This is a genomic window from Pseudooceanicola nanhaiensis DSM 18065 (assembly GCF_000688295.1).
Taxonomy (GTDB): domain Bacteria; phylum Pseudomonadota; class Alphaproteobacteria; order Rhodobacterales; family Rhodobacteraceae; genus Pseudooceanicola; species Pseudooceanicola nanhaiensis.
On the sequence record NZ_JHZF01000013.1, the window covers coordinates 601,053 to 627,820 of the forward strand.

Sequence of the window (26,768 nt, forward strand, 5' to 3'; positions counted from 1 at the left end):
CGGGCTTCAGCCCGGCCGCCCGCTCACAGCCCGACGATCCGGTCCTGCAGCGCGTGCCTTGCGATCAGCATCCGGTGCACCTCGCTCGGGCCTTCGTAGATGCGCTGCACCCGGATCTGGTTCGCCATCATCTGCAGCGGCAATTCCTTGGTCATGCCCATGGCGCCGTAGGCCTGCATCGCCTTGTCGAGCGTGTCCCACGCCAGTTCGGTGCCCTTCAGCTTGACCATGGAGCACTCGGTCCGGGCCTGCGCGCCGCCGTCGATCTTGGCGGCGGTGTTGTAGACCATCAGCCGGAGCGCGTGCAGCTCCATCTCGGCGTCGGCGATCCACCACTGGATCGCCTGCCGGTTCGCCAGGAGGTCGCCGAAGGTCTTGCGCTCCTTCACCCAGGCCTTCATCTCGTCCAGCGCGCGGCGGGTGGTGCCGATGCAGCGGGCGGCCATCTCGACCCGCCGCCGCGAGAGCCGCAGCTGCATCGGGCCGAAGCCGTTGCCAAGCTCGCCCAGCAGGGCGGAGCCGGGGAGTCTCAGGTCGTCGATGGCGATCTCGTAGGTCACGCGGCCGCCGATCATCGGGATCTTGCGGGCCACCTCGTAGCCGGGCGTGTCCCGGTCGACGAGGAAGGCCGAGATGCCGCCGCGGGCGCCCTTGCCGGGATCGGTCACCGCCATGAGGATGGTGAAATCCGCCTCGGGCGCGCGGCTGATCCAGATCTTGCGTCCGTTGATGCGCCAGCCGTTCCCGTCGGGCTCGGCCCGGGTGATCATCGCGGCCGGATCGCCGCCGCCGTTCGGCTCCGAGATCGCGATGGCGCTGATCTTGTCGCCCCGCGCATAGGGTTCGAGGTACTTCGCCCTCTGCTCCTCGTTGCAGGTCTGCAGCAGCATGTGCAGGTTCGGGCTGTCGGGCGGGAAGTAATAGTCGATGCAGGTGCGGCCCAGCTCCTCGAAGACGCCGACCATGGTCACCGTGTCGAGGTTCGAGCCGCCGAATTCCTCGGGCGATTCCAGCGCATAGAGCCCGAGCTCCCTGGCCCGCGCGTCGATGCGTTCGCGGTCGGCGGCCGGGATCGCCTTGTCCTCGCCCTCGGCTTCGCGGGCCAGCACGGCGGGCTCCAGCGGGATCAGGTTGTCGCGCACGAAGCGGGCGACGAGGTCGCGCAGCATCTGCTGTTCTTCGCTCAGGGTGAAATCCATCGGGGCCTCCTTGTCGCGCGCAGTGAACGCCGCGGGCGGGCGGCTGTCACGCCCATTCCCCCGCCGGACACACTCATGCAAACCGGCCTTGGCAGAACCAGCCCGAGGACATCGTCCCCCCGTGGGCGTAGTAGAGCCAGAGCCGTTCGCCCCCCTCGACCGTCACCCGCCAGTAATCCCGCACGCCCGAGCGCCACTCCGGATCGTCGAGCCACCATTCCGGCGCGATCCGCTCCGGTCCCCTTGCCGAAAGCGGGCGGAGGGTGCGGCCGCGCCAGCGGAAGGTCTCGGGGCGATGCGGCGTGTCGGGGGCCTGCACCGGCTCGGGCCGCCAGAGCAGGAGCGGACGCCGGAGCGGCAGGAGCGGCCAGTCTCCCGCGGGTTCGGACCAGGCGGCGGCAAGCGTGATGGCGCCCTTCTCGGGGATGTGGGACGAGGCCGGGTGCAGCCGCGTCACCGCCTCCATCCCGACACGGCCGCCGATCCGGGCGATCAGGTCGTCGAGCGCGTAATCGCCCTTGAGCCGCTCTGTCACCGCCTCTCCGGCGGCCAGGTGGCCGCGGGTCTGGACCTTGTGCACCGGCTCCGCCTGCACCGCCTCGAGCCGCAGCATGTCGATGCCGAAACCGGCGTCGATCTCGGGCACCTTCATGGCGAGCAGGGGGCGCACCCGCTCGGGGTCGTGGCTCGGCCGGGCGAGCCCCGCGGTGATCCACTGCATCGAGCCATCGGTGCGATAGACCTGCAGCCGGGCGGTGCGGATGCCCATCCCCTTGGCTTCGAGCGTGGTGCAGAGCCGGTCGAGCAGGCGGTCGAGCCCGGCGAGGATGTCGCTTTCCAGCCCGATCGGCTCGGGCAGGGTCATCCGCACGGCGTCGGGCCGGTCGGCCTTTGCGGGCGAGACGGGTTCCGGCACATGGCCGAGGGCCTGATCGATGCGGAGCGGGAGCTGCCGACCGAAGCGCCGGGCAAGCGGGGCGCGGGGCTGGTTCAGCAGGTCCTCCACCCGCCGCAACCCGAGGCGGGCGAGCTGTTCGAGGGTCTGGGGATCGAGCCGAAGCGCCGCCACCGGCAGCGGCGCGATCGCGCTGCGGGTCTGGCCCGGCGCGGCGATCCGGGCGGTCGGCGCGGGTTCGGAGGCGCGGGCGGGACCGGGGCCGCCCTTGACCCAGTGGCGCCGCGCGGCGCGCGACCGGGTCGAGGGCGCCTCGGCATCCACCGCGTCGCCGGTGCGGTGGTGCTCCGCCGCGCGGCCGGCGTAGCGCGCAAGCGCCCATGCGGCGCCGGGCGTGTCGGCGATCCCCGCCAGGTGCGTCAGGCCGAGGCGGGCGCAATCGGTGGCGAGGTGTTCCAGCAGCGGCGCCTCGCCGCCGAAGAGATGGGCGCAGCCCGAGATGTCGATCAGAAGGGATTCGGGCGCCACCTCGGCGACCCAGGGGGAATATTTCCCGGCCCAGCGTCGGAGGACCGTCAGGAAGGCGGCCTCGCGCTGCGGATTCCTGAGCCGGGTGATCAGCTCGGGGCACATCGCATGGGCATCCCTGAGCGGCTGGCCGCGGCTGAGCCCCGCCGCCGAGGCCGCGGCGGAGAGCGAATGCAGGGTCTGGAGGTTGCCGCTCTCTTCCACCACGGCGAGGGGCTGGCCATGGTCGCCCCCCTGCGCACGCAGCATCCGCTCCGCGCCGAGGCGGGGGAACCAGACGGAGAGGATGCGTCGGGACGGGGCAGGCATGGGATTCGGAAGTTCGCTGTTTGTTCCGTTTTACCGGAAGGGTGGGCGGCGAGTCGAGTCCGCGCCGAGGCCCAGGGCGATTGATCCCGGGGCGATTGATCCCGGGGCAGGGCGCGTTACGTCGCCCGGGATGAGAGCCCTGATCGTCCTGAGCCTGATCCTGACCACCGGACTGCTGGCGGCCTGCGCCCGCGGCGTGCCCGGCGACGCGCGCGTCGTCGTGGCGGGGGATTCCGTGATGGCCTGGAACCGGGGGCAGGGCGGCTCGGTCGCGGACGGGCTGCGCGCCCGGCTGGGCGAGCCGGTCGGCGACGTCTCCTTCCCGGGAGCGCAGGTCGCGGGCGGCGGCGGCCCGTTGAACATTCCCCGCCAGCTTGACGGCGTGGCCACGCAATGGGTGGTGGTCAACGGCGGCGCGAACGACCTCGGCCGGAACTGCAACTGTTCCGACTGCGGGGCGGTGCTGGACCGGCTGATCTCGGACGACGGGGCGCGCGGGGCCATCCCGGCGCTGGTGACGGAGCTGCGCGGGCGCGGCGCGCGGGTGATCTGGGCGGATTACTACACCTCGCCGCGCTTCGCGGGCACGACCTGCGAGCGTCCCTACCGCGTGCTCGAGACGCGGCTGCGCCGGATGGCGGCGGCGGATCCGGGGGTCACGCTGGTGGACATGGACGATGTCTTCCGGCCGGACGACCTGACGCTCTTCGCGGCGGACCGCACCCATCCGTCGGTGAAGGGCTCGCAGCGGATCGCGGACCTCGTGGCGGCGCAGATCGGGCGCTGAGGCGCCCGGCCCTCACTCCGCCGGCGCGACCACCCCGACGACGGGTCCCATCCGGCGGCCGCCGTCGCTGCGCCCGATCGAGGGCGCGTGCAGGCGCGAGATGTTGCCGTCGAAATAGAGCGCCTGCGGCAGGCCGAGCGCGTCGCGGAAGAACGATCCGAATTCGTGGAAGGTGACCGCGTTGCGCGAGATCACGAAGACCACGCGCTGCCCGTCGGAACTGGTGCCGACCCCGTTGCGCAGGTAGCGCCAGGTGCTGTCGGGCAGGAAGCGGGGATGCAGCTCTCCGTCGATGACCAGCATCGGGCCCGACTGGGTGGCGAAGCGGCACTGACCTTCCAGCGTCTTCTGGTACTTCAGCGTCTCGACCACGTCGGCCCGGCCGTCGCGGATGCAGAACACGCCGTTGGGCAGCATCCCGAAATTGCCGGGCCCCGCGTTCGGGACCACCCGCATGACCTCTTCGCCGTTCTCGACGTAATGGCCGACCGGCGCGCGGTCCTCGTGGTACATCCCGGCGTTCATCCCGAAGGCGAGGCGCTTGCCCTCGCCCAGCGACTGGTCGACCGCATCGAACTGGCCGTAGGGTTCGCCCTTGTCGTCATAGAGGAAGAGCCGGATGTCCTCGGTCGCGGGCGCGACCTCGCAGACCACGTAGGTGTTGCCCTTGTAGTCCTGCTCGGTGCACTGGGTGGCCCAGGCCGGAGCGGCGACGGCGCCGAACCCGAGGGCCAGCGCGAGTTTCAGACCCAGGCGGATCACGTGTCGTCACCCTCGTCGTCGGTGGCGGGCGCCTCGACGTCGCGGCGGACCTGCTCCTGGCTGAACAGGCGCCGGGTCTCGTCCATCCGGTCGAAGGTGTCGTCGATCCGGAACCGCAGGTCGGGGGTGAAGCGCAGCTCGGTCTTGCGGCCGAGCAGGCGGCGCAGTTCGCCCTTGTTCTTCGCCAGCAGCGCGATCGCCTCGTCCTGATGCTGCCCGCCGAGGGGCAGGACATAGGCGGTGGCGATCTTCATGTCGGGGGTCACGCGGACCTCGCCCACGGTGATCGACAGGCGGTTCAGGTCGGGATCGTGGATCTCGCCCTGCATCAGGGCTTCGGACAGGGTCCGGCGGATCAGTTCGCCGACGCGAAGCTGGCGTTGCGACGGGCCGCGGCCCCCTGTGGCGGATGCATTGCTCATGTCTCCGCATCTACGCGCTCGCGCGGGCTTTGCCAAGGAGCGGCGCAGGCGGTAAGCAGGCCTCCGGGGCGAAACCGGATCAAAAACGCCTGATCCGCCGTGACCCGCCGAACATGAGGGACCTGTGATGAGCGAATTGCCGAACATTGTCGTGACCGGCGCCTCCGGCCGGATGGGCCAGATGCTGATCCGCACCGTCGAGGCCTCGGGCAAGGCCCGCGTCTCGGCCGCGGTGGAGCGGTCCGGCCACGCCTGGGTCGGCCAGGACCTGGGCGAGGTCATGGGCGTTGCGAAGGGCGTGGTGGTGACCGACGACCCGCTGGAGGCCTTCGCCACCGCGCAGGCGGTGCTGGACTTCACCGCCCCCGCAGCGACGGTGGAATTCGCGGCGCTGGCGGCGCAGGCCCGGCTCGTGCACGTGATCGGGACCACGGGGATGGAGGCCGAGCATCTGGCGAGGCTGGAGCCCGCGGCGCGGCACGCGGTCATCGTGCGGGCGGGCAACATGAGCCTTGGCGTGAACCTGCTGGTCGAGCTGACGCGCAAGGTCGCGCAGGCGCTCGACGCCGACTGGGACGTCGAGGTGATCGAGGCGCATCACCGGCACAAGGTCGACGCCCCCTCGGGCACCGCGCTGATGCTGGGCGAGGCCGCGGCCGAGGGGCGCGGCGTGTCGCTGGCCGAGGTGTCGGATCGCGGACGGGACGGCATCACCGGCGCGCGGGACCGCGGGCACATCGGCTTCTCGGCGATCCGCGGCGGGGACATCGTGGGCGAGCACGACGTGCTTTTCGCGGGCGAGGGCGAGCGGGTGATCCTGCGCCATGTCGCCACCGACCGCGCGATCTTTGCCCGCGGCGCGCTGAAGGCGGCGCTCTGGGGGCAGGGCAAGGCGCCGGGGGAATATTCCATGGCGGATGTGCTGGGCTTCTGAGTGATCCGGTTCCGCCCGTCCCGCGTAATGCGGAACACCGGAACAGGAGACCAGCCATGCGCCCGATCCTCGCCGCGCTCGCCATGCTCATCGCCACGCCCGTCCTCGCGCAGGGCGCCAGACCGATCACGGACCGGTCGGAATTCGTGCAGCTCGTCCAGGGCCGGAACCTCACCCGGCTGGGCATCTCGCTGAACGTGACCGGCGACGGCCGGATCACCGGCTCCGCCATGGGGCGGGATGTCTCGGGGACGTGGGAATGGAACGGCGGCTATTTCTGCCGGGTCCTGAAATGGGGCGGCAAGGTGATCGACAGCTACAATTGCCAGGCGGTCCAGCTCGAGGGTGCCGCGCTGCGGTTCACCTCGGACAAGGGGGCGGGCGATACCGCGAAGCTGCGGCTGCAGTGATCCGATGCTCCGGCGCGGGGGACCGGCCGGGCGCATTGGCCAGGTGCGGAGAGCCTCGGCATCGGTGGGTCGGAGGCGGCCGCCTCAGAAGTCGACCGCGAGCCCCTTCTTCTCCCAATCGCCGTAGCGCACGGGCTCGGGGCCGTCGCGGCCGCCGAGCTCCTTCGGCAGCCTGAACTCGCCGGCCTTGCGACGACGTTCCTCGGCCTCGGCCAGCGCCCGCTGGGCGGCGGGGGGCAGATCGGGGCGGTCTTGCGCGGTATCGTTCATCTCGGCTTCCTTCCGGGTCACGAGGTTGATATACGCCGCGCCCTGCGCTGTGCAAGGAGTCGCCCTATGGCCAAAGACCCGAAATCCCCGACCTCCGGCCCCCGCGAGGGCGACGGAGAGCGCCGGTCCGGCGGCCGTGGAGGCCCCGCAGGCAAGGGCCCCCGGCGCGATGGCGACCGGCCCGCGGGCAAGGGCCCGCGGCGCGAAGGGGGTGACAAGCCCTACGGCAAGGGCCCGCGGCGGGAAGGCGGATCGGATCGGCCGTCCTACGCCAAGGGTCCCCGGCGCGACGGCGACCGGCCCGCGGGCAAGGGCCCGCGGCGCGAGGCGGGCGACAAGCCCTACGGCAAGGGCCCGCGGCGGGAAGGCGGGTCGGATCGGCCGTCCTACGCCAAGGGTCCCCGGCGCGAGGGCGACCGGCCCGAGGGCAAGGGCCCGCGGCGCGAGGCGGGCGACAAGCCCTACGGCAAGGGCCCGCGGCGGGAAGGTGGATCGGATCGGCCGCCCTACGCCAAGGGTCCCCGGCGCGATGGCGACCGGCCCGAGGGCAAGGGCCCGCGGCGCGAGGCGGGCGTCAGGCCCCACGGCAAGGGGCCGCGCGGCGACGGGGCGGGCAGGCCGCAGGGCCGGGGCGGCAAGCGTCCGGCGGACCGTCAGGATTCCGATCACCGCGACGGACCCCGACGGTCGGACGGGCCGCGCTCGGACCGGCAGCCTCTGCCGCAGACGGCGCGGGGCGGCGCGGTGGCGCTGCTCGACGGCGTGATCGGGCGCGAGAAGCTCCTGTCCGAACTCACCGGCCCCGGCGGGCCGCTCGACCGGCTCTCGCCCTCGGACAAGGCGCGGGCGCAGCGGCTCGCGACCGAGACCCTCCGCGGCCTCGAACGGGTCGACCGGCTGCTGCAGCGGCACATGACGAAATACCCGCCGCTCACCACCCGCAACATCCTGCGGCTCGGCACGTGGGAGCTCTGCACCGGCGGCGCGGCGCATGGCGTGGTGAACGATTGCGTCGACCTCGCCGCGAAGGTGCCCAACAGCGAGGCGCTGAAGGGCCTCGTCAACGCCGTGCTGCGCAAGATCGCCGATACCGGCCCCGCCGCATGGGAGACGCTGCGCGTGCCGCGCCTGCCGAAATGGCTGCGCGAGCCGCTGGCCGAGGCCTGGGGCAACCCGGCCGTCACCGCGATGGAAGAGGTGCATTTCCTTGCCCCGCCGCTCGACCTCACCCCGCGCGAGCCCGCGCAGGCCGAGGTGCTGGCGGGCGAGATGGGGGCCGAGTTGCTGCCGACCGGATCGCTCCGGCTGACCGAGTCGGTGCAGGTCTCGGCCCTTCCGGGGTTCGAACAGGGCGCCTGGTGGGTGCAGGACGCCGCCGCGGCGCTGCCCGCGAAGCTGCTCGCGCCGCAGAAGGGCGAGAAAGTGCTCGACCTCTGCGCCGCGCCGGGCGGCAAGACGCTGCAGCTGGCGGCGGCCGGGGCGGATGTGACGGCGCTCGACATCTCGCAGCGGCGGATGGCCCGGGTGAAGGAGAACCTCGAACGGACGGGCCTGACCGCCACCTGCCTCACCGGCGACGCGCTGGACCATGCGGGCGGGCCCTATGACGCGATCCTGCTGGACGCGCCCTGTTCGGCCACCGGCACGATCCGCCGGCACCCGGATCTGCCGGTCGCCAAGGACGGCAGCGAATTCGGTGCGCTGATCGAGCTGCAGGCGCAGATGATCGACCACGCGCTGACCCTGCTGGCGCCGGGCGGCCGGCTGGTGTTCTGCACCTGCTCGCTGCTGCCCGACGAGGGCGAGGTGCAGGTCGAGGAGGCGCTGGAGCGTCACCCGGGCCTGCGCATCGACACCGAGGCGCGCGCCCTGCCGGGCATCCCCGAGGCGTGGTTCAGCGAAGAGGGCGGCCTGCGGATCCGCCCCGACCACTGGGCCGGGCAGGGCGGGATCGACGGCTTCTACATCGCCGTCCTGCGGCAGTGACGCCGCGCCCGGCGCGCCATCGGGGGCGCCGGGCCATTCCCTCATGACTTTCGACCCTTCGGGCGATAGACTCGGCGGAAAGACGCCAGCACGGCGCATGAGGCAGGTCGGATGTCACGTCCCGAAAAAGGTTCGGCACGGCGCGGTCGTTTTCTCGACCGTGTGCACGCACGTCTGAGCGTGCTGTCGCGGCCGGCCACCGGCTTTGTCTCGCAGCCCGAACCGCGCACGATCGGCAGTTTCGCCAAGGGCCGGCAGCTCATGGTCGGCAATTTCCTCTTCGCCGGCAGCCTCGTCGAGGCGCCGGGCCACGCGATCTGGGACCTGCCGATGCCCGACCCGTGGTTCGAGGACGAGCTGCACGGCTTCGCCTGGCTCGACGACCTCGCCGCGGTCGGGGACCGGGCGGCGCGGGACCTCGCCCAGCAATGGACCTGGGGCTGGATCGACCGCTACGGGCGCGGCGGCGGGCCGGGCTGGGCGCCCGACCTCGCCGGACGGCGGCTGATCCGGTGGATCAACCACGCGCTCTTCCTGCTGCGGTCCCGGGACACCCCGCAGAGCCGCGCCTTCCACCGTTCGCTCGGGCAGCAGACGGTCTTCCTCTCGCGGCGCTGGAAAAGCGCGGCGACCGGCATTGCCCGGTTCGAGGCGCTGACCGGGCTGATCTATGCGGGGCTCGCGCTCGAGGGGATGGAGACGCTCGCCGAACCCGCGATCAGGGCCCTGGGGCGCGAATGCGCCGACCAGATCGACAGCCAGGGCGGCCTGCCGACCCGGAACCCGGAAGAGCTGCTCGACGTCTTCACCCTGCTCACCTGGGCCGCCGCGGCGCTTGGCGCCGTCGGGCGGACCCCGGGGCGCGAGCATCTCGATGCGATCGAGCGGATCGCGCCCACGCTGCGCACCCTGCGCCATTCGGACGGCGGGCTGGCCCGGTTCCACGGCGGCGGCCGGGGGGCGGAGGGGCGGCTCGACCACGCGCTCGCGGCGAGCGCGGTGAAGGGGCGCCATTCCGACGGGCTCGCCATGGGCTTCGCGCGGCTGAGCGCGGGGCGGACCAGCGTCATCATCGACGCCAGCCGTCCGCCCGAAGGGAAGGCCAGCGGCAATGCCCATGCCTCGACGCTGGCGTTCGAGCTGACCTCGGGGCGGCGGCCCGTGGTGGTGAATTGCGGCTCGGGCATCAGTTTCGGGCGCGACTGGCGGCGGGCCGGACGGGCCACGCCCAGCCATTCGACGCTGTGCCTCGACGCCACCTCGACCGGGCGGCTGGCCCCGGGCAAGGGCGGCGATTCGCTCGAATGGCTGGTCGAGGCGCCGCGCCGGGTGCCGATCCAGATCAGCCACGCCAGCGACGGCATCCGGTTCGAGGGCGGCCATGACGCATATGTGAAGGGCTACGGCCTGACCCATGCGCGGCTGCTGGAGATGACCTTCGACGGGCGCGGCATGGCGGGCGAGGACATGCTGCTGGCGCTGGAGGAGGGCGACAAGCGCCGGTTCGACAAGGCGATGGACGCGGTCCGGCTGGCCGGCATCCCGTGGCAGATCCGGTTCCACCTGCATCCGGAGGCGGATGCCGAGATCGACCTGGGCGGCGCCGCGGTCTCGATTGCGCTCAGATCCGGCGAGATCTGGATCTTCCGGCACGACGGCCGCGCAGAAATGCGGCTTGACGCCTCGGTCTACCTGGAAAAGAACCGGCTCAAGCCGCGTGCGACCAAACAGATCGTGTTGTCCGGGCGCGCAATGGAGTATGCGACCCGCATCCGCTGGTCCCTGTCCAAGGCGCAGGAGACGCCGATCTCGATCCGGGATCTGGCCCGGGACGACGCGGAGACGAGCGCCCTAGACGAACAGTAACGGAACGACCGAGCCCCATGACTGACCAAGACCCCGGCCTGCAGCCCCTGCGCCGCGCCCTTCTTTCCGTGTCCGACAAGAGCGGACTGGTCGAGCTGGCGGAAGCCCTCGCCGAACGCGGGATCGAACTGCTCTCGACCGGGGGGACCGCGAAGGCCCTGCGCGATGCCGGGCTGGACGTCATCGACGTCTCCGAGGTCACCAGGTTCCCCGAGATGATGGACGGCCGGGTCAAGACGCTGCATCCCAAGGTGCATGGCGGGCTTCTGGCGCTGCGCAACGACGACGGCCACGTCGCCTCGATGCTGGAGCACGATATCCCGGCGATCGACCTTCTGGTGGTGAACCTCTACCCGTTCGAGGCGACGGTCGCCAAGGGCGCCGATTACGACACCTGCATCGAGAACATCGACATCGGCGGGCCCGCGATGATCCGCGCGGCGGCGAAGAACCACGCCTTCGTCAACGTGGTCACGGATGTCGAGGATTACGCGGGCCTGCTGGCCGAGCTGGAAGAGAACGGCGGGCGCACCACCTACGCCTTCCGGCAGCGGCTGGCGTTGACCGCCTATTCCCGCACCGCCGCCTATGACGCCGCCGTCTCGGGATGGATGGCCGGCGCGCTCGAGGACGCCGCCCCCCGCCGCCGCGCCTTCGCGGGCGAGCTGGCGCAGACCCTGCGCTACGGCGAGAACCCGCACCAGTCGGCAGCCTTCTACCGCGACGGCTCCTCCCGCCCCGGTGTCGCCACCGCGCGGCAGCTTCAGGGCAAGGAGCTGAGCTACAACAACATCAACGACACCGACGCGGCCTTCGAGCTGGTCTCGGAGTTCCGGCCCGAGGACGGCCCGGCGGTGGCGATCATCAAGCACGCCAACCCCTGCGGCGTGGCCCGGGGTGCGACCCTGGCGGAGGCCTACGGGCGCGCCTTCGACTGCGACCGCACCTCGGCCTTCGGGGGCATCATCGCGCTGAACGGCGCGCTGGACGTGGCGACGGCCGAGGAGATCTCGAAGATCTTCACCGAGGTCATCATCGCCCCCGGCGCCGATGACGCGGCGGTGGAGCTGCTGGCGAAGAAGAAGAACCTGCGCCTGCTGCTGACCGACGGGCTGGCCGACCCGGCCGCGCCGGGCGTTGCCTGGCGGCAGGTGTCGGGCGGGCTGCTGGTGCAGGACCGCGACAGCGGGCGGATCACGGCGGAGGATCTGAAGGTCGTTACCAGGCGGGCGCCGAGCGATCAGGAGCTGAAGGATCTGCTCTTCGCCTGGACCGTCGCCAAGCACGTGAAGTCGAACGCGATCGTCTACGTCAAGGACGGCGCGACCGTGGGCGTCGGCGCGGGGCAGATGTCGCGCGTGGACAGCTCGACCATCGCCGCGCTGAAGGCGCGGCGCATGGCCGAGGAGGTGGGCCTCTCCGAGACGCCCGCCAAGGGATCGGTCGTGGCCTCCGACGCCTTCTTCCCCTTCGCCGACGGGCTTCTGGCCGCGGCCGAGGCGGGCGCCACGGCGGTGATCCAGCCCGGCGGTTCGATGCGCGACGACGAGGTCATCGCGGCGGCGGACGAGGCGGGGCTCGCCATGGTCCTCACCGGCATGCGCCACTTCCGGCACTGAGGGCATCGGAGTGCGCCTGACCCTCATCACGGCCCTGATCACGCTGGTCGTGGACCAGCTGACCAAACTGCTCGTGGTGCACGGGCTGAACCTGCGCGCGCGGGGCGAGATCGACGTCTTCCCGCCCTATCTCAACTTCCGCATGGCGTGGAACGAGGGGATCAACTTCGGTCTCCTCTCGCGCCAGGACGACCTGATGAAGTGGATCCTCGTCGCCATCGCCCTCGCCATCAGCGCCGCGGTGCTGTGGTGGGTGCACCGCGAGCGGCCGCGCACGGCGGGGATGATCGCGGCGGGCCTGCTGGTCGGCGGCGCCATCGGCAATGTCATCGACCGTCTGGTCTATGGCGCGGTGGCGGACTTCCTGAACATGTCCTGCTGCGGGATCGAGAATCCCTATGCTTTCAACGTCGCGGATATCGCGATATTCCTCGGCGCGGCGGCGCTCGTCCTCATCCCGGCCGACAAAAAGGCCGGGTGACGGGCGTGGCACGATGCGGTAGACACTGGGTCCAATGAGGACGGAGCGAGCGATGAGAAGCTTTCGGGCATTGATCCTTCTGGCACTTCCCGCACTGGCGGCCTGCGGGTCGGACCGGGACATCACGCTGCGCAGCTTCCAGAGCGGATCGGGCGGGCCCGAGGAATTCGCGGTCCTGCCGAACAAGCCGCTCGAACAGCCGCAGAGCTACAATGCCCTGCCGGCGCCGACGCCCGGCGGCAGCAACCGCACCGACCTCACGCCCAATGCCGATGCCGTCGCGGCGCTCGGCGGTCGGCCCTCCGCGCTGCAGCCCTCGGGCATCCCGGCCAGCGAAGGCGGGCTCGTGACCTATGCCGCACGCAACGGGACCGATCCGGCGATCCGCCAGACGCTGGCGCAGGAGGACGAGGCGTTCCGCCGCCGCCAGTCGTTCCTGACCAAGTTCCGGCTCTTCCAGGTGGACCGCTACTACCAAGCCTACCGCGGCCAGACGCTCGATTCCCAGGCCACCGCGGCCCGGTGGCGTCGCGCCGGCGCGCCCACCCCGACGGCCCCGCCCGCGTCGCGCTGACAGCGGGCGCCCCTCCGGTCGCCGCACCGCACACGACCGCGTCACATCGGCGTCAGGCCGGTTGCAGCCCGCCCCCTTCGGCGTATCTTGGCGCGCAGGGCGCCCTGCCCGTACTGGCCTGATCGGAAAGGAGCGCCGATGAAACGGCTCGCCGCTGCCGCGTTTACACTCGCCTCGCTTGCCCTGCCGCTGAAGGCGGCCGAACTCAAGGACATGGTCACCGACTTCACCCTGTCGAACGGCATGGAGGTCGTGGTGATCGAGGATCACCGCGCGCCGGTCGTCGTGCACATGGTGTGGTATCGCGCCGGGGCCGCCGACGAGACGCCGGGCGTCTCGGGCGTCGCCCATTTCCTGGAACACCTGCTGTTCAAGGGCACCGACAAGCTGGCGCCGGGCGAGTTCTCGAAGACCGTGGCGGACAACGGGGGCACCGACAACGCCTTCACCACGCATGATTACACCGGCTATTTCCAGCGCGTCGCCGCCGACCGGCTGGAACTGATGATGGAGATGGAGAGCGACCGGATGGTCAATCTCAACCTCACCGAGGACGCCATCGCGACCGAGCGCGAGGTGATCATCGAGGAACGCAACCAGCGGACCGAGAACAACGCCGGCGCGCTCTACAACGAACAGGCCCGCGCGGCGCAGTACCTCAACCACCGCTACGGCGTGCCGGTGATCGGCTGGAAGCACGAGATGGAGACGCTGTCGCGGGGCGACGCGGTCGAATTCTACCAGCGCTACTACACGCCGAACAACGCGGTGCTCGTTGTGGCGGGCGACGTCACGCCGGACGAGGTGAAGACGCTGGCCGAGAAGTATTACGGCGCCATCCCGCCGAACCTGTCGCTGCCCGAACGGTCCCGCCCGCAGGAGCCGCCGCAGACCGCACCGCGCCGCCTGACCTTCGCCGACCCGCGCGTGGCCCAGCCCTATGTCAGCCGCTCCTACCTCGCGCCGGAGCGCGACAGCGGCGACCAGGAGACCGCCGCGGCGCTGACCATGCTGGCCGAGATCCTCGGCGGCGGGCAGACCTCGGTGCTGAGCGAGAAGCTCCAGTTCGGCAACAAGAAGGCGCTCTATGCCTCGGCCTATTACTCGGGCCAGTCGCTCGATGACACGACCTTCGGGATCTACATCGTGCCCGCCGACGGGGTGAGCCTGGAGGAAGGCGAGGCGGCGCTCGATCAGGCGATCGCCGAGTTCATGGAAGAGGGCGTCGATCCCGAACAGCTCGAGCGGATCAAGATGCAGCTCAAGGCGGGCCAGATCTACATGCGCGACGACGTGGACGCGATCGCGCGGCAATACGGTTCGGCCCTCACGCAGGGGCTGACGGTGGAGGACGTGCAGGCCTGGCCCGACATCCTCGCCGCCGTCACCGAAGAGGACATCATGGCCGCCGCGCGCGAGGTCTTCGACCCCAGGAAATCCGTCACCGGCTGGCTGATGACGCAGGAGATGACCCAATGATCCGTTTCGCCGCCGCCATCGTGCTGAGCCTTGCCGCCGCGCTGCCCGCGCGGGCCGAGGTGGAGATCCAGGAAGTGACCTCGGACGGCGGCATCACCGCCTGGCTGGTCGAGGAACATTCGATCCCCTTCACTGCGCTGGAGCTGCGCTTCCGGGGCGGCACCTCGCTGGACGCGCCGGGCAAGCGCGGGGCCACCTACCTGATGGCCGGGCTGCTGGAGGAAGGCGCCGGAGAGCTCGATTCCCGCGGCTTCGCGAAAGCCGCCGAGGAGCTTGCCGCCTCGTTCGACTACGACGCCTACGACGACACCTTCACCGTCTCGGCCAAGTTCCTGTCCGAGAACCGGGACGCCGCGGTGGATCTGCTGCGTTCGTCGCTGATCGAGCCGACCTTCCCCGACGAGGCGGTCGAACGGGTGCGCGCGCAGGTGCTCTCGATCATCCGGTCGAGCCTGTCCGACCCCGACGACATCGCCGGCGAGGCCTTCGCCAAGGCGATCTACGGCGATCACCCCTACGCCACCGCGGGGGAGGGCACGCTCGAGAGCGTCGCGGCCCTGACCCGCGACGACATCGTCGAGGCGTGGCAGAACGCGCTGGTGAAGGACCGGCTCTATATCGGCGTGGTGGGTGACATCACGGCGGAGGAGCTGAAGGTTCTGCTCGACGACCTGCTGGGCGACATGCCCCAGAGCGGGCCGGAGCTGCCGGAGCTGGCCGAGCTGACCTTTGACGGCGGCACGCATGTGGTCGAGTTCGACACGCCGCAGTCGGTCGCGATCTTCGGCCAGCCGGGGATGGCGCAGGACGATCCGGACTTCTTCGCGGCCTATCTGCTGAACACGATCATCGGCGGCGGCGGCTTCGAGAGCGTCCTCATGAAGGAGGTCCGCGAGAAGCGGGGCCTGACCTACGGCACCTATTCCTATCTGATGGACAAGGACGGGGCGAATGTCTGGATGGGCTCCGTCGCCTCCGCGAACGACCGGGTGGCCGAGGCGATCGAGGTGATCCGCGCCGAATGGGCCCGCATCGCCGAAGAGGGCGTGACGGAGGAACAGCTCGACGCCGCCAAGAAGTACATGACCGGCGCCTATCCGCTGCGCTTCGACGGCAACGGGCCGATCGCCAACATCATCGCGGGGATGCAGATCCAGGGGATGCCGATCGACTATGCCGCGACCCGCAACGACAAGGTCGAGGCGGTGACGCTCGAACAGGTGAACCGGGTGGCGAAGGAGCTGATGCAGCCGGACGAACTGACCTTCGTCGTCGCCGGCAAGCCCGAGGGGCTGGTCGAGACCTCGAACTGAAGGCGCCCGGGCTAGGGCTGCAGCGTGCAGCAGCCGGAATAGAGGGCGGGTCCATCGGGCCCGCCTTCGAGTATCAGGTCGATGCCGAGCCCGTAGTGCCGGTCGGACATCCCGTCGGAACACGCGCCGTAGGAGATCACCGCCGTCGCCTCCGCCGTCCGTCCGGTCAGCATCAGCGCATGCCGGTCCCTGCGGCCGAGCGACGATCCCCGCCAGCTTTCCGTGAAGCCGAGGCGCGGACCGCCAGGTGCCGAGAAGTCGTAGATGCCGGCCGCCTGGTCGAGGCCCCAGAACGGTTCGGTCCCGGCGCAGCGCGCGATCTCGGGGAAGGCGCCCATGAACTGCCCCGGGTGGCGCCGCATGAAGCGCAGCGAGACCCAGCCCGAGCGGCCGTCGACGTTCACCCGGCCCCAGTCGGCGCGGGGGGCAAGCTCCACCACCTCGATGTCGCGGGCGTTCCACGGCAGGGCGCCGATGATCTCGGCCCCCGCACGGGGTTCGGCCCGGACGTTCAGCACATCGTCCGAGGCGACGTCCTGCACGCTGTAGAGCGCCGGGAAGGCGTCCTGCGTGGCCATCGCGGGCGCGGCGGCGAGCGCGGCGCAGAGGGCGAGGACCGCCGCCCTCATCGCCGGGCCCCCCAGCTGACCGAGGCGTGCTTGCGCGTGTAGAATTCGGCCATCATGCCCACCATCAGAAGCGTCATCCCGACATACATCGGATAGGCGAGGTTCGTGTAGCGCGGGAAGTAGTTGATGAAGATGAAGCCCCGCGCCTGGTCGATGCAGTGGAACAGCGGGTTCCAGTCGAACATCGCCAGCATGTAGCCCGGCAGCGAGTTGGCCAGGAACATCTTGCCCGACGCGATCATGTTCGCCCGCTGGTAGACCGTGGTGAAGATGCCGACGAAGCGCGGGAACCACGGCTTGATCGACAGCAGCAGCACCCCGAGCGCCGCGCCGGTGAACCACGCGATCAGCAGGCAGCCGAAGGCCGCGATCGGCTGCTCGATGGTGATCTGGGTGAAGAGCGTGTGGTAGATGAACAGGATCACCACCATCGACAGCACCTGGATGTAGAGCGTGCCGAGCGCGGCCGAGGCGATGGCGACCAGCGTGTTCATCGGCGCATGCTTCATCATCGGAGAGGCCGGCCCCTCCGAGGCGACCACCGCGCCCAGCGTCTTGGTATGCGTCATGAAGAGGAAGATCCCCGACATGATGTAGAGCAGGAAGTCCCCCCGCACGGCCGAGCTGCGCAGGCCGAGGATCGTGAACATCACGTAGAACGAGATCACGAACATCGCCGCCTGGAGCATGTTCAGCAGGATCGACAGGAAGGCGTTGCCGTGGCTCTTGCGGATGTCGCGGACGATCGAGTGATAGATCAGCTCGAGGTGCTGCACGCCCGACTGGAAGGTGGTCCTGGGGGTATTCTGCTCGAACATGTCGCCGGCTCCGCACAGATCCGACCGAATGGCAGCGAAATGTTGCCGTTTGGTTGAGGCTTGACCATAACTTGGCCCGCGCGGAGTTTCAAACGGGCCGCCGTGCCCGGCTGGCCGGAAAAGGAGTTTCTTTTGGACCATGACAAACTTGTCACCGTGATGCGCAGGCTGGCTCTCGAGGCCGGGGCGAAGATCATGGAGATCTACGAATCCGACAGTTTCGAGGTGAAGGTGAAGTCGGACGCGAGCCCGGTGACCGAGGCGGACGAGGCCGCGGACGCGCTGATCTCGGCCGGGCTGCGCGAGGCCTTTCCCGGCACCATCCTGATCACCGAGGAGCAGGCGGCGACGCACGAGAAGCGGGCCGAGACCTTCCTGATCGTCGATCCGCTGGACGGGACGAAGGAATTCGTCAACCGGCGCGGCGATTTCACCGTCAACATCGCCTATGTCGAGAACGGCGCGCCGATCCGCGGCGTCGTCTATGCGCCGGCCCGGGGCCGGATGTTCTATACCCTCGCCGACGGCAGCGCGGTCGAGGAGGCGGGGCCTTTCGATCTGGACGCGCCGGGCCAGACCTCTCCGATCCGGGTCTCCGATCCGGACAACGGGGCGCTGATGGTGGTGGCCTCGAAAAGCCATCGGGACCAGGCGACGGACGATTACATCGGCAAATACGCCGTGAAGGACATGAAGAGCGCGGGGTCCTCGCTGAAGTTCTGCCTCGTGGCGACCGGAGAGGCCGATCTCTATCCCCGCGTCGGGCGGACGATGGAATGGGACACCGCCGCGGGCCACGCCGTGCTGGCAGGCGCGGGCGGCCGGGTCGTGCGGTTCGACGATCACCAGCCGCTGGTCTACGGCAAGGAGGGCTTCGCCAATCCCTTCTTCATCGCCTATGCGCCCAAGGTCGAGCTGAAGCCCGCCTGATGTCCGTCCTCGTCGTCATCCCCGCGCGCTATGCCTCGCAGCGCTTCCCCGGCAAGCCGCTCGTCACCCTGACCGGACCGGACGGCATCGCCAAGAGCCTGGTGTGCCGCTCGTGGGAGGCCGCGACGGGCGCACCCGGGGTGGACCGCGTGGTGGTGGCGACCGACGATGACCGCATCGCCGCGGCGGTGCGGGGGTTCGGCGGCGAGGTGGTGATGACCTCATCCGGCTGCCGCAACGGGACCGAGCGGGTGGCCGAGGCGCACGCGGCGCTCGGCGGCGGGTTCGAGGTGGTGGTGAACTTCCAGGGCGACGCGCCCCTGACGCCGCCGTGGTTCGTGCCCGACCTGGTCGCGGGGCTGAACGCCGATCCCGACGCCGGAATGGCGACCCCGGTGCTGCGCTGCGACGGCGCGGCGCTGAACGGCTTTCTCGAGGATCGCCGGGCGGGCCGCGTGGGCGGCACCACGGCGGTCTTCGACGATCGCCGCAGGGCGCTCTATTTCTCGAAGGAGGTCATCCCCCACACCGCGGGCCGCTACGCGCCGTCCGATCCGACCCCGGTCTTTCACCATGTCGGGGTCTATGCCTACCGCCCGCAGGCCCTGGCCGCCTATCCGGGCTGGACGCCCGGGCCGCTGGAGGGGCTGGAGGGGCTGGAACAGCTCCGCTTCCTCGAACACGGCCACCGGGTGCTCTGCGTCGAGGTCGAGGCGCGGGGCCGCGCCTTCTGGGAGGTCAACAACCCCGAGGACGTGAGCCGGGTCGAGGCGATGATGGCGGCCGCGGCGCTGACATGAGCCCGGCCCCGACGGTCAGCGTCGTGGTGGTGAGCCGGGGGCGTCCCGGGCCGCTCCGGCTCTGCCTCGCGGGGCTGTCGCGGCTGCTCTACCCCGCCTACGAGATCGTCGTCGTCACCGACCCGGAGGGCGCGGGCGCGGTCCGGGCCTCGGGGCTCGGGGACGAGGTGAAGGTCGTCGATTTCGACGCGGCCAACATCTCGGCCGCGCGCAACGCGGGGATCGCCGAGGCGGCGGGCGAGATCGTGGCCTTCATCGACGACGACGCGGTGCCCGAGCCGGGCTGGCTCGCGCATCTCGTGCAGGGCTTCACGTGGCCCGAGGCGGCGGCGGCCGGCGGCTTCGTCCGGGGCCGCAACGGGATCTCGTTCCAGTGGCGGGCGCGCAGCGTCGCGCCCTCCGGCGTGGCGCGGGACCTGCCCCTCGCCAGCGACCGCCCGGTCCTGCTGACCCCGGCACCGGGCCGCGCGATCAAGACCGAGGGCACCAACATGGCCGTCCGCCGCGACCTGCTGGCCGGCATGGGCGGCTTCGATCCGGCGTTCCGCTTCTACCTCGACGAGACGGACCTGAACCTGCGGCTGGCGCAGGCCGGTCACGCCACCGCCATCGTGCCGCTGGCCGAGGTGCACCACGCCTATGCCGAAAGCCCCCGCCGCGCGCGCAACCGGGGCCCGCGCGACCTGTTCGACGTGGGCGCCAGCACCATGGTCTTCCTGCGCAAGCACTGCCCCGAACACGAGCACGGGCCGGTGCTGACCGCGCTCCGCGCGGACCAGCGCCGGGCGCTGCTGGCGCATATGGTCGCCGGCCGGATCGAACCGCGCGACGTCCGTCGCCTGATGCGCCGGCTCGAGGCGGGGCTGGCCGAGGGCGCCGCGCGCCCCGTCCGGCCGATGCCGGCGCTGCCCCACGCCCGGCACTGGTTCCTGCCGTTCGAGACCCGCGCGACCGGCGCGCAGCGCTTCATCGCCGGGCGCCGCCTCTTCGCCGCCCGCCACCGGGCCGCGGCCCGCGCCGCGGCCGGAGCGGGCGAGACGGTCACGCTGCTGCTGATGTCGCCAACGATGCGCGCGCACCGGGTGCGCTTCGATCCGTCCGGCGTGTGGGAACAGACCGGCGGGCTCTGGGGTCGGAGCCTGCGGGAGGGCCCCCGCCGGCGCTGGAAGCGGTTTTCCGCCCGGGCGCGGGAAGAACGCGAGCGTGCTGCATTGCAGCGATCCCCGCCGGCGGGTAGGCCTTGAGCAAGCGGAATTCCGGATGGATCTGCCGTCGAAATATGCAGGTATGACCATCCGAAAGGCACAAATAGCGGTCCGTGTGCAACCAGAGGGCGGGATTGACGTTTAGCCTCTGACTGCCCGATGCTAGGATCGTGACTGACAAGGGCGTCCGAGGCGCCCCCGATTGAAGGACGAAGCGACATGCGCACGAAGATTACCAAGGCGGTCTTCCCGGTGGCAGGGCTGGGGACGCGGTTTCTTCCCGCGACCAAGTCCGTTCCGAAAGAAATCATGACCCTCGTCGACCGGCCGCTGATCCAGTACGCGATCGACGAGGCACGGGCGGCGGGGATCAAGGAATTCATCTTCGTCACCTCGCGCGGCAAGAGCGCGCTGGAGGATTACTTCGACCATTCCCCGCAGCTCGAGGCCGAGCTGAAGGAGAAGGGCAAGACCGAGCTGCTCGAGGCGCTCGAGGCCACCAACATGGACAGCGGCGCGATCGCCTACATCCGCCAGCACAAGGCGCTCGGCCTGGGCCATGCCGTGTGGTGCGCCCGGCGGCTGATCGGCGACGAGCCCTTCGCGGTGATCCTGCCCGACGACGTGATCGCGGCCGAGAAGCCCTGCCTGCAGCAGATGGTCGAGGCCTTCGAGGACTCCCCCGGCAACATGGTCGCCGCGATGGAAGTGCCGCTCAGCAAGGCCAAGAGCTACGGGATGCTCGACGTCTCGGAGGACCACGGCAACCTCGTCTCGGTCAAGGGCATGGTCGAGAAGCCCGAGAAGGATCCGCCGTCGAACCTCGCCGTGATCGGGCGCTACCTGCTGACGCCGCAGGTGCTGAAGAACCTCAACCGCAAGTCCACCGGCGCGGGCGGGGAAATCCAGCTGACCGACGCGATCGCGCAGGAGATCACCGAGGGCCGCAAGGTCTATGGCTACCGCTTCCAGGGCCAGCGCTTCGACTGCGGGTCCAAGGCCGGCTTCCTGCAGGCGACCGTGGCCTTCGGCCTCGCACGGGAAGAACTGCGCGACGAGCTGTCGGATTACCTCCACGAGATCGTCAACTTCAGCAAGGCCGCGCAGTAAGCCGCCTCCGCCCGAGCCCCTGAATGACCCAGCCCCCCGCCGCGCGCCTGCTCGACGTCACGCGACTCGTCAGCCGTGCCGGGCGGGGGCTGACCGGCGTCGACCGGGTCGAACGCGCCTATCTCGTGCATCTGCTGTCGCTCGACACGCCGCTCTACGGGCTGGCGCGGACGGTGGCGGGCTATGCGCTGCTGGACCGCGAGGGGCTGACGGGGCTCCTGCGCCGGATCGACGGGCGGCGTGACTGGGGCGCGCCGGACCTGATCGCCCGGCTCGGGCGGCGGCTGACCCCGATGCAGAGGCGGGCCGATACGGACATCCGCCGGCTCGCCTGCGCCCGGTCCAGCCGCGTCGGGTTGCGCTGGCTGCTGCGGCGCCGGATGCCCGAGGGGCTGGCCTATCTCAACATCGGCCATTCCAACCTGACCTCCCGCGTGCTGAAGGCGGTCAGGGGCGTGCGCGGCGCCCGGATCGCCGTGATGATCCACGACACGATCCCGCTCGATTACCCGCAGTTCCAGCGCGAGGGCACTGTGTCCCGCTTCCGCGCGGCGCTGCAGAGGACCGGCCGGCATGCCGACCTGCTGATCTTCAACTCGGCCCGCACCAAGGGCGATGTGGAGCGCGTCCTGAACCGCTGGAACCTGAGCGTGAAGGGCGTGGTGGCCCACCTGGGGGTCGCGGCGCCGCGCCCCGATCCGGCGCTGCTGCCGCCCGGTCTGCCGCCCGAGGCGCCCTATTTCGTCACCCTCGGCACGATCGAGCCCCGCAAGAACCACGCGCTGCTGCTCGACACCTGGGAGGACCTCGCCGCCGGGCCCGACCCGGTGCCGCGGCTGGTGATCTGCGGCGCGCGGGGCTGGCGGAACGAGGCCGTCTTCGCCCGGCTCGACGCGCTGCCGCCGGACGGGCCGGTCCTGGAATGTCCGGACCTGCCCGATGGCGCGGTCGCGGCGCTGGTGGCGGGGGCGGCGGGTCTGCTCCAGCCCAGTTTCGCGGAGGGCTTCGGTCTGCCCCCGGTCGAGGCGGCGGCGCTCGGCACCCCGGTGGTCTGCGCGGACCTGGGTGTTTTCCACGAGGTTCTCGGGGACATTCCCGTTTACCTAAACCCGTCCGATCGCGTATCCTGGACGAAAGAGGTCAGGACACTGGCACGAGTAGACGGCAGGGTTTCGGGGACGGGGATTCAGGACGGCTATGTCCCGCCATCGTGGCAGGATCATTTCGACATCGTTTTAACGTTGACCTGATAGCCGAAGCCTGACCCGGTCCCGGCGGGACGGATAGGACACCATTGGGCTTCGCGCAGTCATACAGACTCAGGGTGCAGCGGAAACGCTGGCGCATCCGGGCGTTCCGCAAGCGGCGCGAACTGACCCGCGTGGCCGACCGCACCGGCCAGATCCGCAAGCGCGACATCCTGGTGTTCTCGACCTGCCGGAACGAGGCGATCCGCCTGCCCTATTTCCTGCGCTATTACCGTGACATGGGCGTGTCGCACTTCCTGATCGTGGACAACGACAGCACCGACGGCACCCGCGACTACCTGGCCGGGCAGGAGGACGTTTCCCTCTGGACCACCGCCGCGAGCTACAAGCGCGCCCGGTTCGGGGTGGACTGGCTGAACTGGCTCCAGCTGAAACACGGCCACGGGCACTGGACGCTGACGGTCGATCCGGACGAATTCTTCATCTACCCGTTCTGCGACACCCGCCCGCTTCCGGCGCTGACCGACTGGCTCGACGCCTCGTCGATCAAGAGCTTCCCGGCGATGCTGCTGGACATGTACCCCAAGGGCCGGCTCGATGCGCAGCCCTACGTCGCCGGGCAGAACCCGCTCGAGATCGCCGCCTGGTTCGACGCCGGGAACTACGTGATCTCGAAGAACCACCTCTACGGCAACCTCTGGATCCAGGGTGGCCCGCGGATGCGGATGTTCTTCCCGGACGAGCCCGCGCGCGCGCCGGCGCTGAACAAGATCCCGCTGGTGAAATGGGACCGGGACTATGCCTGGGTCTCCTCGACCCACACGCTGCTGCCGCGCGGCCTGAACCTCGTCTACGACGAATGGGGGGGCGAGAAGGCGTCGGGCATCCTGCTGCACACGAAGTTCCTGCACACCTTCGGCGAGAAGGCCGCGGAAGAGCTGGACCGCGGCCAGCATTACGCGGCCTCGGTCGAATACCGCGCCTATGCCGAAACGCTGAAGCAGGATCCCGAGCTCTGGTGCCGCTGGTCCGAGAAATACATCAACTGGCGCCAGCTCGAGATCCTCGGGCTGATGTCCAAGGGGAACTGGGCGTGACGGTCGGGATCGTCATGCTGGTCCACACGGCGCTGAACCGGGCCGAGCAGGTGGCGCGGCACTGGGCCGCCGCCGGCTGCCCGGTGGTGATCCACGCCGACGCGAACGTGCCGCGCCGGGTGAACCGGGCGTTCCGCAAGTCGCTGGCGGATGTGGAGAGCGTGCGCTTCTCGGGCCGTCACCGCTGCGAATGGGGCACCTGGGGCATCGTCGCGGCCACGCAGGAGGCCTGCGAGCTGATGCTGCGCGACTTCCCGGAGGTGACGCATGTCTACCTTGCCTCGGGCTCCTGCATGCCGCTGAGGCCGGTGCAGGAACTGCGCGATTACCTCGCCGCCCGCCCGCGCACCGATTTCATCGAAAGCGCGACGACCGCAGACGTCGCCTGGACCGTCGGAGGGCTGGACAGCGAACGTTTCACCCTGCGCTTCCCGTTCTCGTGGAAGCGGCACCGCCGCCTCTTCGACCGCTACGTCGAGCTGCAGCGCCGCCTCGGCTACAAGCGCCGGATGCCGAACGGGATCGTGCCGCACATGGGCTCGCAATGGTGGTGCCTGACGCGGCAGACCCTCTCGGCGATCCTGGAGGACCCGGAGCGGCCGACCTACGACCGCTACTTCCAGCGCGTCTGGATCCCCGACGAGAGCTATTTCCAGACCCTCTCGCGGCTCTGGTCGCGGCAGATCGAGAGCCGGTCGCTGACGCTGTCGAAGTTCGATTTCCAGGGCAAGCCGCACATCTTCTACGACGACCACCTCCAGCTGCTGCGCCGGTCGGACTGCTTCGTCGCGCGCAAGATCTGGCCGCATGCCAACCGGCTCTACCGCACCTTCCTGACCGAGGAGGGCGAGGGCCGGAAGACCGAACCGAACCCCGGCAAGATCGACCGCATCTTCAGCCGCGCCGTCGAACGGCGGACGCGGGGGCGGCCGGGGCTCTACATGCAGTCGCGCTGGCCGAACCACGGCTGGGAGAACGGGACGACCTGCGCCCCCTTCGCCGTGTTCCAGGGCTTCGCCGAGCTGTTCGAGGATTTCGAGCCCTGGCTCGCCGGGCAGACGGGGATGCGGGTGCACGGTCATCTCTACGGCCCCGCGCGGGCGGAATTCGCCGGCGGGCAGGAGATCATCGCCGGCGCCATCTCGGACAGCGCGGCGATCCGCGACTACAACCCGCGCGCCTTCCTGACGAACCTGCTCTGGGCGACGCGGGGCGAGATGCAGGCGTTCCAGTACGGGCCCGCCGACAACCAGCACATCCGGTGGGACCTGGCCCGCGACGGCAATGCGCGGATCGCCGTGATCTCGGGCGCATGGGCGCTGCCGCTCTTCCGGTCGAACGTCAATTTCAGCGAGATCCGGGCCGAGGCCGCCCGGCTCCAGAAGATCGAGGCGTCCTTCCTCGACCTGCTGCGGGCGACCGACACCAAGGCGCGGGTGCATATCTGGAGCATGGCGGACTTCATCGAGGCCCCGATGGAGGCGCTGCAGACCACGCTTTCCGAACTGGGCACGCGCACCACGCGCCGCCTGTCCGAGGCGCCGACGATGAGCGACCTCACGGGCTTCGGCCGCTTCCTCCAGAACCTCAAGAACCAGGGGATGCATCCCCATCTGATGGGCGACTTCCCGGTCTCGACCGACCCGCAGCCCGGCGGCGCGCGCAAGGCGCCGAAACCCTACCTCGTGCGGAAATAAGGCATCATGAGCGGCACTTTCGATCACTTCGTCATGTTCGCCGAGATGCGGACCGGCTCCAACTTCCTCGAGGCGAACCTGAACGCCATCCCCGGCGTGACCTGCCACGGCGAGGCGTTCAATCCCCATTTCATCGGCTATCCCAACCGCGAGGAGATCCTCGGCATGGGCATGGCGGCGCGCGATGCCGATCCGGCTGCGCTGATCGCGACCATACGTGACCGGACCGAGGGGATGGGCGGCTTCCGCTACTTCCACGACCACGACCCGCGGGTCTTCGACCTGGTGGTGGACGATCCGCGCTGTGCCAAGATCGTGCTGACCCGGAACCCGGTCGACAGCTACGTCAGCTGGAAGATCGCGCAGGCCACCGGCCAGTGGAAGCTGACCGACGTGCGCAAGCGCAAGGACGAGCCGGCGGCATTCGACGCGGCCGAGTTCTCGGCCCATCTGGAGGCGCTTCAGGCCTTCCAGGTGCGCCTGATGAACGCGCTCCAGCGCAGCGGGCAGACGGCCTTCTACGTCGCCTACGAGGACCTGCAGGACCTTGCCGTCATGAACGGGCTGGCCGCATGGCTGGGGGTCGAGGGGCGGCTGGAGGAGCTGGATCAGAAGCTCAAGCGGCAGAACCCGGCGGGGCTGGAAGAGAAGGTCGCGAACTTCCCCGAGATGGAAGGCGCGCTGGCGCGGCTCGACCGGTTCAACCTGTCCCGGACCCCGAATTTCGAACCCCGGCGCGGGCCGGCCGTGCCCTCCTACGTTGCCGCCGCGCAGGCGCCGCTGATGTACCTGCCGGTGCGCTCGGGCCCCGAGGCGGAGGTGCGGGCGTGGCTGGCTGCGCTTGACGGGGGGGACGAGGAGGCGCTGCTGACCCGCCTGTCCCAGAAGGAGCTGCGCCAGTGGAAACGGCGCCACGCCGGGCACCGCAGCTTCACGGTGATCCGCCATCCCGTCGCGCGCGCCCACGCGGCCTTCTGCGAGCGGATCCTCGCAACCGGAGAGGGCAGCCTTGCAGAGATCCGGCGCATCCTCCGCAACCGCTACAAGCTGCCGATCCCCGCCGAGGCGCCGGGCCCCGACTGGGGGGCGGAAGCGCACCGCGCCGCCTTCCTCGCCTTCCTCGATTTCGTGAAGGCCAACCTCGCCGGCCAGACGGCGCTGCGGATCGACCCCTCGTGGTCCACCCAGGCCGCGCTGATCGAGGGGATGGGCCAGTTCGCCCTGCCGGACATGGTGGTGCGGGAAGAGGACATGGCCCGCTGGCTGCCGATGCTCGCCAGGAGCGCGGGGGTGAAGAAGGCGCCCGAGCCCGCGGTGCCGCAGGACGGCGCCATCGTGCCGCTGGCCGCCTTCTACGACGACGAGGTCGAGGCGCGCGTCCAGGACGTCTATCAGCGCGATTACATGATCTTCGGATACCGCCGCTGGCGGCGCTGACGG

The 26,768-nt window shown here is 70.3% G+C and carries 25 protein-coding genes; 18 read left to right on the forward strand and 7 right to left on the reverse strand.

Features of this window, described 5'->3' with window-relative positions; genetic code table 11:
- Window positions 1-23: 23 nt before the first annotated feature.
- Window positions 24-1,199 carry an acyl-CoA dehydrogenase family protein gene (locus tag Q344_RS0112910; protein WP_028287088.1) on the reverse strand — a complete coding sequence of 392 codons (1,176 nt, stop codon included), beginning with the start codon at window positions 1,197-1,199 and terminating at the stop codon, window positions 24-26.
- A 73-nt stretch (window positions 1,200-1,272) separates the two neighbouring features.
- Window positions 1,273-2,871 carry a Y-family DNA polymerase gene (locus tag Q344_RS0112915; protein WP_244881788.1) on the reverse strand — a complete coding sequence of 533 codons (1,599 nt, stop codon included), beginning with the start codon at window positions 2,869-2,871 and terminating at the stop codon, window positions 1,273-1,275.
- Window positions 2,872-3,061: 190 nt separating this feature from the next.
- Here Q344_RS0112915 and Q344_RS0112920 point away from each other — a divergent pair, with 190 nt between their 5' ends.
- Window positions 3,062-3,718 carry an SGNH/GDSL hydrolase family protein gene (locus tag Q344_RS0112920; protein WP_028287090.1) on the forward strand — a complete coding sequence of 219 codons (657 nt, stop codon included), beginning with the start codon at window positions 3,062-3,064 and terminating at the stop codon, window positions 3,716-3,718.
- Window positions 3,719-3,730: 12 nt separating this feature from the next.
- Here Q344_RS0112920 and Q344_RS0112925 read toward each other — a convergent pair whose 3' ends face one another.
- Window positions 3,731-4,477, reverse strand: coding sequence for a phosphodiester glycosidase family protein (locus Q344_RS0112925; RefSeq protein ID WP_028287091.1), 747 nt, complete (start codon window positions 4,475-4,477; stop codon window positions 3,731-3,733).
- Window positions 4,477-4,902: a 30S ribosome-binding factor RbfA gene (rbfA, locus tag Q344_RS23915; protein WP_036539198.1), complete on the reverse strand. Its 426-nt coding sequence runs from the start codon at window positions 4,900-4,902 to the stop codon at window positions 4,477-4,479. The genes Q344_RS0112925 and rbfA overlap by 1 nt, the downstream gene beginning before the upstream one ends.
- Before the next feature lie 127 nt (window positions 4,903-5,029).
- On the opposite strand from rbfA, the gene dapB reads away from it, so the two are divergent.
- Both dapB and Q344_RS0112940 read left to right on the forward strand, forming a co-directional pair.
- Window positions 5,030-5,836, forward strand: a complete 807-nt coding sequence (gene dapB / locus Q344_RS0112935) for a 4-hydroxy-tetrahydrodipicolinate reductase (protein WP_028287092.1) — start codon at window positions 5,030-5,032, stop codon at window positions 5,834-5,836.
- A gap of 56 nt (window positions 5,837-5,892) precedes the next feature.
- Window positions 5,893-6,246, forward strand: a complete 354-nt coding sequence (locus Q344_RS0112940; protein WP_028287093.1) for a hypothetical protein — start codon at window positions 5,893-5,895, stop codon at window positions 6,244-6,246.
- 84 nt (window positions 6,247-6,330) lie between these two features.
- Here the strand turns inward: Q344_RS0112940 and Q344_RS0112945 are convergent, their stop codons facing one another.
- Complete coding sequence (locus Q344_RS0112945) at window positions 6,331-6,516, reverse strand: DUF1674 domain-containing protein (RefSeq protein WP_028287094.1); 186 nt, start codon at window positions 6,514-6,516, stop codon at window positions 6,331-6,333.
- A gap of 717 nt (window positions 6,517-7,233) precedes the next feature.
- Between Q344_RS0112945 and Q344_RS25560 the strand changes: the two genes are divergently transcribed.
- From Q344_RS25560 to Q344_RS0112980, 7 genes are all read left to right on the forward strand, one after another.
- Window positions 7,234-8,502: an RsmB/NOP family class I SAM-dependent RNA methyltransferase gene (locus tag Q344_RS25560; RefSeq protein WP_028287095.1), complete on the forward strand. Its 1,269-nt coding sequence runs from the start codon at window positions 7,234-7,236 to the stop codon at window positions 8,500-8,502.
- 111 nt (window positions 8,503-8,613) lie between these two features.
- Window positions 8,614-10,368, forward strand: coding sequence for a heparinase II/III family protein (locus Q344_RS0112955; RefSeq protein ID WP_028287096.1), 1,755 nt, complete (start codon window positions 8,614-8,616; stop codon window positions 10,366-10,368).
- A gap of 17 nt (window positions 10,369-10,385) precedes the next feature.
- Window positions 10,386-11,987, forward strand: coding sequence for a bifunctional phosphoribosylaminoimidazolecarboxamide formyltransferase/IMP cyclohydrolase (gene purH, locus Q344_RS0112960; RefSeq protein ID WP_028287097.1), 1,602 nt, complete (start codon window positions 10,386-10,388; stop codon window positions 11,985-11,987).
- 10 nt (window positions 11,988-11,997) lie between these two features.
- Entirely contained in the window at window positions 11,998-12,468 is a 471-nt protein-coding gene (lspA, locus tag Q344_RS0112965; RefSeq protein ID WP_028287098.1) for a signal peptidase II, read from the forward strand.
- A gap of 52 nt (window positions 12,469-12,520) precedes the next feature.
- Window positions 12,521-13,042, forward strand: a complete 522-nt coding sequence (locus Q344_RS0112970; RefSeq protein WP_028287099.1) for a DUF3035 domain-containing protein — start codon at window positions 12,521-12,523, stop codon at window positions 13,040-13,042.
- A 138-nt stretch (window positions 13,043-13,180) separates the two neighbouring features.
- Window positions 13,181-14,521, forward strand: a complete 1,341-nt coding sequence (locus tag Q344_RS0112975; protein WP_028287100.1) for a M16 family metallopeptidase — start codon at window positions 13,181-13,183, stop codon at window positions 14,519-14,521.
- Window positions 14,518-15,834, forward strand: coding sequence for a M16 family metallopeptidase (locus tag Q344_RS0112980; RefSeq protein ID WP_028287101.1), 1,317 nt, complete (start codon window positions 14,518-14,520; stop codon window positions 15,832-15,834). The genes Q344_RS0112975 and Q344_RS0112980 overlap by 4 nt, the downstream gene beginning before the upstream one ends.
- 11 nt (window positions 15,835-15,845) lie before the next feature.
- Here Q344_RS0112980 and Q344_RS23920 read toward each other — a convergent pair whose 3' ends face one another.
- Window positions 15,846-16,463, reverse strand: a complete 618-nt coding sequence (locus tag Q344_RS23920; protein WP_051630610.1) for an SH3 domain-containing protein — start codon at window positions 16,461-16,463, stop codon at window positions 15,846-15,848.
- Window positions 16,460-17,281: an ABC transporter permease gene (locus tag Q344_RS0112990; RefSeq protein WP_028287102.1), complete on the reverse strand. Its 822-nt coding sequence runs from the start codon at window positions 17,279-17,281 to the stop codon at window positions 16,460-16,462. The genes Q344_RS23920 and Q344_RS0112990 overlap by 4 nt, the downstream gene beginning before the upstream one ends.
- A 132-nt stretch (window positions 17,282-17,413) precedes the next feature.
- Here Q344_RS0112990 and cysQ point away from each other — a divergent pair, with 132 nt between their 5' ends.
- From cysQ to Q344_RS0113030, 8 genes are all read left to right on the forward strand, one after another.
- Window positions 17,414-18,211 (forward strand): 3'(2'),5'-bisphosphate nucleotidase CysQ, encoded by a 798-nt coding sequence (gene cysQ / locus Q344_RS0112995; protein WP_028287103.1) that lies wholly within the window; start codon window positions 17,414-17,416, stop codon window positions 18,209-18,211.
- The gene (locus Q344_RS0113000; RefSeq protein WP_028287104.1) at window positions 18,211-19,011 is read left to right on the forward strand and encodes a 3-deoxy-manno-octulosonate cytidylyltransferase; all 801 of its coding nucleotides are present in this window, start codon (window positions 18,211-18,213) and stop codon (window positions 19,009-19,011) included. The genes cysQ and Q344_RS0113000 overlap by 1 nt, the downstream gene beginning before the upstream one ends.
- The gene (locus Q344_RS0113005) at window positions 19,008-20,255 is read left to right on the forward strand and encodes a glycosyltransferase family 2 protein (protein WP_028287105.1); all 1,248 of its coding nucleotides are present in this window, start codon (window positions 19,008-19,010) and stop codon (window positions 20,253-20,255) included. Before Q344_RS0113000 ends, Q344_RS0113005 begins: the two co-directional genes overlap by 4 nt.
- 180 nt (window positions 20,256-20,435) lie before the next feature.
- Window positions 20,436-21,326 carry a UTP--glucose-1-phosphate uridylyltransferase gene (locus Q344_RS0113010; RefSeq protein WP_028287106.1) on the forward strand — a complete coding sequence of 297 codons (891 nt, stop codon included), beginning with the start codon at window positions 20,436-20,438 and terminating at the stop codon, window positions 21,324-21,326.
- A gap of 23 nt (window positions 21,327-21,349) precedes the next feature.
- On the forward strand, window positions 21,350-22,576 hold the full coding sequence (locus tag Q344_RS0113015; protein ID WP_028287107.1) for a glycosyltransferase family 4 protein: 1,227 nt from the start codon (window positions 21,350-21,352) through the stop codon (window positions 22,574-22,576).
- A 74-nt stretch (window positions 22,577-22,650) separates the two neighbouring features.
- Window positions 22,651-23,631, forward strand: a complete 981-nt coding sequence (locus Q344_RS0113020; protein WP_409372505.1) for a glycosyltransferase family 2 protein — start codon at window positions 22,651-22,653, stop codon at window positions 23,629-23,631.
- Window positions 23,628-25,328 (forward strand): DUF5927 domain-containing protein, encoded by a 1,701-nt coding sequence (locus tag Q344_RS0113025; protein ID WP_028287109.1) that lies wholly within the window; start codon window positions 23,628-23,630, stop codon window positions 25,326-25,328. The genes Q344_RS0113020 and Q344_RS0113025 overlap by 4 nt, the downstream gene beginning before the upstream one ends.
- A gap of 6 nt (window positions 25,329-25,334) precedes the next feature.
- A complete protein-coding gene (locus Q344_RS0113030) occupies window positions 25,335-26,765 on the forward strand; it encodes a sulfotransferase family 2 domain-containing protein (RefSeq protein ID WP_028287110.1) in 1,431 nt (476 codons plus the stop codon).
- Window positions 26,766-26,768 lie beyond the last annotated feature (3 nt).